Annotated in this window: 3 protein-coding genes; 2 read left to right on the forward strand and 1 reads right to left on the reverse strand. The window is 72.6% G+C overall.

All coding sequences use genetic code 11. The features are described 5' to 3' along the window. Positions 1 to 87: 87 nt before the first annotated feature. A complete protein-coding gene (locus ACIA6B_RS03580) occupies positions 88 to 4,479 on the reverse strand; it encodes a S8 family serine peptidase (protein WP_396770582.1) in 4,392 nt (1,463 codons plus the stop codon). Positions 4,480 to 4,734: 255 nt separating this feature from the next. On the opposite strand from ACIA6B_RS03580, the gene ACIA6B_RS03585 reads away from it, so the two are divergent. Both ACIA6B_RS03585 and ACIA6B_RS03590 read left to right on the forward strand, forming a co-directional pair. After that, positions 4,735 to 5,301: a winged helix-turn-helix domain-containing protein gene (locus ACIA6B_RS03585; RefSeq protein ID WP_396770584.1), complete on the forward strand. Its 567-nt coding sequence runs from the start codon at positions 4,735 to 4,737 to the stop codon at positions 5,299 to 5,301. A gap of 55 nt (positions 5,302 to 5,356) precedes the next feature. Next, positions 5,357 to 6,796: a cryptochrome/photolyase family protein gene (locus ACIA6B_RS03590; RefSeq protein WP_396770586.1), complete on the forward strand. Its 1,440-nt coding sequence runs from the start codon at positions 5,357 to 5,359 to the stop codon at positions 6,794 to 6,796.

Below are 6,796 nucleotides of genomic sequence, written 5' to 3' on the forward strand. Positions count from 1 at the left end.
GCGGGCGGGCGCGGCCCCGGCGGGGCGCGGGGCGCCGCGCCCCGCGGCCCCCCCCCCCCCCCCCCCCCCGCCCCCGTCATGCTGCGGTCAGCAGCGGGTGGGGGAGAGGGTGAAGTCCTCGACCGTGGGCGTGGTGGAGTTGATCTTCGTCGGGCGGGTCTGGGGCTTCCAGCCGTCCTTGGCGACGATCAGCGTGAGCGGGTTGTTGCGCCGGTCCATCCAGTAGGCGTACCGGCCGTCGGCGTCGGTGGTGAACGTGTAGGAGCTTGCCCAGGAGTCGACCTGCACGGTCGCGCCCGGCAGCGGGGCGGTGACGCCCTGGCAGTTCTTGCCGGAGACCGTGCCGGACAGCTTGCCCCAGGTGGTCGGCGGCTGCGCGACCATGGTGACCGCCACCGGCGCCACCGTGTACGGGGTGTTCTCCTTGATCACGATGGACGCCGAGTACGTGCCCGGCTGGTCCACGTTCGCGGTCATGCCGACCGTGACCGTGACCGCGGCGCCGGGTGCCAGCGTGACCTTCGACCTGTCGACGGTCAGCCAGCTCACGTCGGCCGCCACCTCGGCGCACTCGGAGAAGCCGGGCAGGACCTCGCTGTCCTTGGTGGCGGTGAAGCCGCCCGACGAGCCGCCGACCTTGTAGAACCCGCAGGCCGCCCCGCCCCGGTAGCGGGGCGCGTTGGCGTTGGGCAGGTTGGCCCAGGAGCCGGTCGCCGGGTCGTACGCGAAACCGGCGTTGGTGATCGCGCCGCCCTGCGACCCGCCGACGACCAGCAGCTTGCCGTTCGCCACCGCGTACGAGGCGGCCCAGTTGTCGGCCGGCGCGTCGGCGATGGCGGTCCAGGCGTTGGCGCCCGGGTCGAACGCGTAGCCGGCCTTCTGCGAGTTCGTGCCGTCGTTGCCGCCGGTGCAGTAGACGGTGCCGTCGATCCCGCCGCAGGACAGGAACGCCACCGACTTCGGGTAGGCGGGCAGCGTCTCCCAGGTGTTCGCGCCCGGGTCGTACCGGACGACCGAGTTGGACATCGGCAGGCAGCTCGCCGTGGTGCAGCCACCGACCGCGTACAGCTTGCCGCCCGCGACGGCCTGGCCGGCGGCCGACCGGGGCGCCGGGTTGCTCGCCTTCGCGGTCCAGGTGTTCGCCGCCGGGTCGTACGACCAGGTGGCGCCGTCCGGGCCGGAGGCGCCCCAGCCGCCGGTGGCGACGATCTTGCCGTCGATCACGCCGACCGTCATCGCGGTACGGGCGCCGGGCAGGTCGGCGATGGCGGTCCAGGTCTGCGCGATCGGGTCGTACCGGTAGTTCTTCGTGCTGGAGGTGGTGCCGTCGCCGCCACCGATGGAGTAGACCTTGCCGTCGACGGTGACGACCCGGTTGTCCATCACGTTGGCCGGGTAGCCCGGGACGGCGGTCCACGGGTCGGCCTGGGGGCCGGCCGACGCGACCGACGTCGAGGACCTGCCGGACGAGCGGGCCGCGAACGACGTCGCCGCGGTCAGCCGCTGCGCCGGCGCGCCGGTCGAGCCGAGCAGCGCCTGCTCGGAGAGCCGGGACCCGTCGGCGCGTTGCAGCACGAACCCGCCGTCACGCTCGGAGAACTCGACGTCGACAGGTGCGCCGCCGGTGTTGGTGACGGTGAACGTCTTGCTGACCTTGCCGCTGGGCATCCGGGCCGTCCCGGTCAGCGACGTCGGCTGCACCGACAGCCGGCCGGCGGCCAGTTGGAACGTGGCCGTGGTGGCCCAGTCCGTCTCGACCGTGACCTGCTTGGTCTGGCTCACGTAGTTGCCGGCGCTGGCGGTGAACGGGTGCGCGCCGGTCAACGACGAGAACATCCAGTAGAAGCCGTCGGGCAGCTCGGTGTCGTCCGGGGTGGCGACCGTGGTGGCCTTCTCCGCCGGGCGGTCCTTGCTGGTCACCGTGGCGCCGTTGACGTAGCTGTTGTCGTTCTTGTCGCGCACGTGGCCGAGCACCAGGCCGCCGTCGACCGGCTTGCAGACCAGCTTGCTGCCGATCAGCACGTTGTCGACCTCCCACCACCACTCCCAACTCGCGTCGTAGTAGTGGAAGCGGACCCGCACCTGCGACTGGTTCGCCGCCTGCGGGATCGGCACCTCGGTCACCTTGCCGCGTACGTCGGCCGCCTGCCGGAGCACGTTGCTCCAGGTGGTGCCGCCGTCGAGGCTGAGGTCGACGTCCGCGCGGTCACTGTTCAGCCAGTTGTAGTCCTGGTTGAACCGGATCACCGGCGTGCTCACCCCGGTCAGGTCGACCACCGGGCTGACCAGCGAGGTGTCCTGCCTTCCGCCGTTGCCGTAGTTGTCGCTGTCGATGATGGCGAAGTTGCCGCTGCCGCCGGTCAGGTTGCCGCGCTCACCGGCGTCGGTGAACTCCCAGACCTGGCCGGAGCCGGCGTTGTCCACCACCGACCAGCCGTCCGGCACGCCGGTGCCGTCGAACGTCTCGTACTCGCCGTCCGAGCTGACCGTGTAGCCGGGGGCGGTGGCGCACTTCTCCGGGTCCGCCGGCACCGCGACGTTCGCGGTCACGTTGCCGCTGCCGACCGTGACCTCCTTGGTGACCGTGAGGTAGCCGGCGTACTGCGGCTCGATCGTGAGCCGGTAGGTCGATCCGGCCGGCAGCTTCAGGCTGTAGCGACCGGTGGCCGGCGTGGTGTAGTCCGAGATCGGCGTGCCCGCCACGCTCACCTTCGCGTAGAGCGGCCAGCCGTGCCCCGACCCGTCGGTGACCTGCCCGCTGACCGTGACGCTGGGCGTCGCGGTGAGCACCACGTCGAGCGTGGTGGTCGTGTTCTTGGTGACGGTCGCGGTCAGCGTGCGGCTCGCGTACCCGAACGCGGCGACCACCACCTGGTAGTCGCCGGCGGGCAGCAGCGAGGAGTAGGTGCCGTCGGCGCCGGTGGTCAGCGTCCGGTCCGCCGCGCCGGTCAGGGTGACCGTCGCGCCGGCCACCGCGGCCCCGGCCGCGTCGGTGACCTTGCCGGCCAGCGTGCCGTTGTCACCGATCGGGGCGGCGGCGAGCAGCGCGAGCGCGTCGAGGCGACCCTCGCCGTAGACGTTGTTGTCGTCCGTGGTGCCGCCGCACTGCGTGTCGGCCTTGTCGACAGCCGCGCCGTCGAGCAAGGCGCGCGTCGCGGCGACGTCACCGACAAGCGTGGGCGCCGCGGACCAGAGCAGCGCGATCGCGCCCGCCAGGTGCGGCGCCGCCATCGAGGTGCCGCTGATGCTGGCGTACGAGTTGTTCGGCACGCTGGAGCGGACGTTGACGCCGGGGGCGGAGATGTTCGGCTTGATCTCGCCGTTCTGCCCGGTGCCCCGGGACGAGAAGCTGGCGATGTTGTTGTTGATGTCGTACGCGCCGGCCGAGTAGTTGCTGGCCAGGCTGCCCGGCGAACCGCTGGTCTGGCAGGCGGGGCCGTTGTTGCCGTTGGACCAGACACCGAAGATGCCGGACGCGGTCCACGCGTCGGTGACGTCCTCCATGAACGGCTCGTTGGACGGCTGCGTGGTGCCCCACGAGTTGTTGATGATGTTGGGCCGCTTGCTGGCGTCCGGGTTCTCGCCGGCCAGGTCGGTGGGCTCCAGCATCCACTGGCCGGAGGAGATCAGCGCGGCGTCGGTCGGGCAGCACCCGTTCGCGGCGATCCACTTGACCTCGGGGGCGACGCCGATCTGGTTGGCGCCGTCCGAGCCGGCCATGGTGCCCATGGTGTGGGTGCCGTGCCCGTCGGAGTCGCACGGCCCGTCGTCGCACTCGCCGGCCGCGTCGTACCAGTTGTAGTTGTGGTCGAACGTGCCGTCGCCGTTGTTGCCCCGGTACGCGTTCACCAGCGCCGGGTGGTCGAACTGGACACCGCTGTCGATGCTGGCCACGGTGATGCCGGCGCCCTTGACGCCGTACTGGGACCAGACGTCGTCGGCGTTGATGTTGGCGACGCCCCACTCCAGGGCGTTCGTCGACTTCTGGTCGGTGCCCGGGGTGGTCTCCGGCAGCTTGTACTCCACCGGCGCGTAGATGCCGTCCACCTCGGTGTGGGCGGCGAAGTTCTGCGCCATGGTCAGCGAACCGCCGGTCACCTTGATGGCGTTGGTGGCCCAGAACGTCTGGTACTTCGTGCCCGAGCGGTCCAGCTCGGCGCGGATCTTCGCCTGGCTCTCGGCGGCGGTCTTCTTGAGGGCCGCGGCGACCGCGGCGCCCCGCTGGTTCCAGTCCTTGACCGCGCCGGCCCTGCCCAGGTCGGCCCGGTCGCCGAAGTGGATCCAGAAGTCGCCCTCGCTCTTGCCCTGAAGCTGCCGGGTGAGCTCGGGACGGATCTTGTCGCCGGCCGTCGCGCCGGCGCCGTTCTGCGCCTGCGCCGGGGCGCCGGTGGCGGCCAGCGCGGTCGCGGCGAGCACCAGGGCGGCGCCCGCGCTCACCAGCCGCCCGGCCAGGCCCGTTCGGTGTGGACGTCTCAGCATCGGTGCTGCCTCCTCCGATGACCCGCGGATGATCGAGCCACGACCGAAGGGCCAGGAGACTGCGCTCCCGACTGGTCACACCGGTTTGAGAAACCCCCCAGGCCCCCTGGGCGCCGTGCGGGTCTACGCCGGCCACCCGAGTGGACACTATGATCGACACCGGCGGGCGATCAATGACCGTACGTAAGCAACTTGTCACCAACAGGTCCCCGACGCGGCGACCCGGTTGACAGTCACTGTCACGGTGGGGGCGGTGTGACGACGGACGACCCGGACGCGACGTCCCCCGGCACCGACCCGGCGTCGCACCACTTCTCGCTTGTCATCGGCGTGACGCCGTCGCCCGCCGAACGGCTCCGGCTCACCGAGCTGCTGGGCGGCGTGGCACCGCTGCTGCTGGTCGCCGACCTGGACGAGCTGCGCGAGCTGATCGCTCCCGAGGGGGATGGTAGGCGGCGGCCGGCGTCGCCGCATCCGGAGGCAGCGGGGCCTCCGCCCGACCCCGGGCCCGACGGCGCGCTGGTGATCGACGTGGCCCGGTCCACGGCCCGCTGGGCCGGCCGGCAGGTCGCCCTGACCCGGCTGGAGCGCGACCTGCTGGCCTGCCTGACCAGCGAGCCGGTGCGCGTGTGGAGCTACCCGGAACTGCGCCACGCGGTCTGGCACGACGCGGCGACCGAGCGCCGCGCCGACGTGCAGTCCTTGGTCAAGCGGTTGCGCCGTAAGCTCGGTGAGCTGGGCACCGGTGTCACCATCGTCGCGGTGCGCGGCGTCGGGCTGCGGCTCACCGACCACCGTGGCCCCCGGGTGCGGGGCGGATGACGCGCTTCGCGTCCACACAGGATTCCAGTTGGCAGGAAAGGGGCAGTGTCGGGACATGGCACGCTGGCGTTGGCTCCTGGCGGACCAGCTCGGTCCCCACTTCCTCGACGACGACGCGCAACGCGTCCTGCTGGTGGAGAGCCGAACCCTGTTCGCCGCCCGCCCGGTGCACCGGCAGAAGGCGCACCTGATCCTGTCGGCGCTGCGGCACCGGGCCGCCGAACTCGGCGACCGGGCCCGGCTGGTGCGCGCCGACACGTTCCGGACGGCCCTCGCCGACCTGGGCGAGCCGGCCGAGGTGGTGCACCCGTCGTCGCGGGCGGCGCTCGCGTTCGCGCGTACCGTCGACGGGCTGGCCGTGCTGCCGCCGCGCGGCTTCGTGACCGACCGCGCCGACTTCGCGGCCTGGGCCGACCGGCGGCGGGGCCGGCTCCGGATGGCCGACTTCTACCGGTACGCGCGGGACCGGCACGACGTGCTGCCGGACCTGCCCGCCCCGGCTGGCCGGCCCCGTCGCCGGCCGCCGACCGACGTGCCGCCACCGCCGCCGATCGTCGAGGACGACATCGACGCGGCGGTGCGCCGGGACCTCGACCGTTGGGAAGCCGAGGGGATCCGCTTCGTCGGTCGGGACGCCCCGCGTCGTCACCCGGCCACGCACGCCGAGGCGCAGGCCCGGCTCGCGCACTTCCTCGACCACCGGCTCGCCGCGTACGCCGACAGTGAGGGCGTGCTCAGCGACGCCGACGGGCTGCTCGCGCACAGCGTGCTGTCGTCCTCGTTCAACCTCGGCCTACTCGACCCGGAACCAGCGATCCGCGCCGCCGAGCGCGCCGGCCGCGCCGGGACCGCGCCGCCGGCGGCGGTGCACCGCTTCGTGCGCGGCCTGTTCGGCTGGCGGGAGTTCCTGTGGCAGCTCTACTGGTACTTCGATCCGCGCTTCCGGGGCGCCGACTGGCTCGCCGCCACCCGGCCGTTGCCGGAGTGGTTCGACCGGCTCGACGCGGACGCGGTGGAGGCCCGCTGCCTGGCCGACGTGCTGGCCGGCGTCCGGGACACCGGCTGGGCCCACCAGACCGCGCGGCTGACCGTGCTCGCCAACTACGGCCTGCAACGCGGCTGGCGCGCCGCCGACCTGGCCGACTGGTTCCGGCGCAGCTTCGTCGACGGCACCGACTGGGTCATGAACGCCACCGTCATCGGCATGAGCCAGTACGCCGACCTGGCCCGCATCGACACCAGGCCGTGGGCGTTCGACGGCGGTCACCTGAACCGGATCGGCGATTACTGCGGCGGCTGCCGGTACGCGCCGAAGCAGGTGCTCGGCGACGACGCGTGCCCGTACACCGGTGGGTTCGAGGCGTTCCTGCACCGCAACCGGGAACGGCTCGCCGGTGATCCGCGGCTCGCCGCCGATCTGGCCGCGCGCACCGACCCGCAGCGCCGCGACGCGGTGCTGGCCCAGGAGGAGAAGCGCGGCGACGAGGCCCCCTGA

It is taken from the genome of Micromonospora sp. NPDC051141 (assembly GCF_044455765.1).
GTDB lineage: Bacteria > Actinomycetota > Actinomycetes > Mycobacteriales > Micromonosporaceae > Micromonospora.